This window comes from Vibrio sp. 10N.222.48.A3 (genome assembly GCF_041475345.1).
Taxonomy (GTDB): domain Bacteria; phylum Pseudomonadota; class Gammaproteobacteria; order Enterobacterales; family Vibrionaceae; genus Vibrio; species Vibrio tasmaniensis_A.
Map to the genome: position 1 here is coordinate 1 of NZ_JBFRVX010001021.1, position 1,433 is coordinate 1,433.

Consider the following 1,433-nt stretch of genomic DNA (forward strand, 5'->3'; position numbering starts at 1 on the left):
ATTTTGTCTAAATAAATCTTACGATAACTGGTAAGTTACATGTGATTAATCTATGTTAATAAAATATTTATAGATATGGATGATCGCAATGTACAAAGCCTCCCTAGTCCTATTGGTGACCTTATCCGGGTTATCAGGGTGTGGTAAGGAGCTCCCTCCGGTTCCAGAACCCGAATCACGACCAGCCAAACTCTTCACCGTCTCGGTCGGTAACAATGCCTTCGAACGAAATTTTCCTGCGACTACTGAAGCGGGCGATAAAGCCGTATTGGCATTTCGAGTCCCCGGTTTACTAAAAACGATCGATGTCACTGCGGGGCAACAGGTCTCCAAAGGTGATGCATTGGCAACGCTTAATCCTGATGAGTATCAGTTGCTAGAAAAGCAGGCAAGAGCTAACTTCAAACTTGCCGATGTGCAATACCAACGTTCCATCAAGCTACGTAAGGATAGAGTGGTTTCTGAGCAAGATTTTGACCAAGCGAAAGCAAATCATAACTCTGCAAGAGCGGTTTTAAATCAAGCAAAAGCTAATCTTCGCTACACCACACTCGTTGCGCCATATGATGGTACTATTTCTATTATTCCTGCTGAAAACCACGAATACATCGCGGCTAAGCAAGGTGTAATGAATATCCAAACGAATCAGATCCTCAAAGTTGTCTTCTTATTGCCTGATCAATTAATTGCACGCTTTTCTGCAGGGTTTGAGACAGACGCAACTATGGTATTCGATGCTTTCCCTGAACATTCTTATGTCCTCACCTTTCAAGAAGTCGATACCGAAGCCGATCCTAAAACCGGTTCATACAAGGTCACCATGGTAATGGAGAGACCGACTGATATAGGCATCCTACCGGGTATGTCTGGCACGGTTAACCTTGTTTCTTCACAAGCAGCGGCGACAAAAATTCCAACCTCAGCAATGATGACCAATGGAGATGATGTCTCAGTATGGCGCGTTAACAACGATGGTATCGTCGAAGAAGTCGCGATAGTCATTGATGAAAAACGTCATATTATTTCGGGTCTTAACGACGGAGATCGCGTTGTGACCTCAGGCGTTAATGGATTAGAAACCGGCGTCAAGGTTCGTGAGTGGATCAAGGAAAGGGGGCTCTAACATGAAGACAGTATCAAAAGCCATCGGCCTATCATGTTTGGCGATGTTGACAGCCTGCAAAGACAAAGGTGTCACTGAAGTCGAAAAGCTTCCTCTTGTTAAAGCCATTGAAATCTCCGTCTTAGACTTTAACGATAAGCTCTATTTTCCAGCAGTGGCTAATGCTGCTGAGAAAGCGCACCTAAGTTTCCGTGTCGCTGGTGAGATTTTTAAACTTGATGTCAAAGAAGGTGAACAAGTTAAAAAGGGTGATGTTCTTGCCGAGTTAGATCCAACAGATTATCAGTTGGACGTTGATAACGCTCAAGCT

2 protein-coding genes are annotated in these 1,433 nt (G+C 44.0%); both read left to right on the forward strand.

Annotated features, from left to right (window positions below):
* The first annotated feature begins 88 nt into the window (after window positions 1–88).
* A complete protein-coding gene (locus AB4653_RS23180) occupies window positions 89–1,123 on the forward strand; it encodes an efflux RND transporter periplasmic adaptor subunit (RefSeq protein WP_029223131.1) in 1,035 nt (344 codons plus the stop codon).
* A gap of 1 nt (window position 1,124) precedes the next feature.
* On the forward strand, window positions 1,125–1,433 hold a 309-nt coding region (locus AB4653_RS23185; RefSeq protein WP_372105422.1), incomplete at its 3' end, for a biotin/lipoyl-binding protein.

What these genes read in the sequence shown, in the direction of transcription:
- AB4653_RS23180 (WP_029223131.1), top strand. Translation starts at nt 89, where the DNA reads ATGTACAAAGCCTCCCTAGTCCTATTGGTGACCTTATCCGGGTTATCA.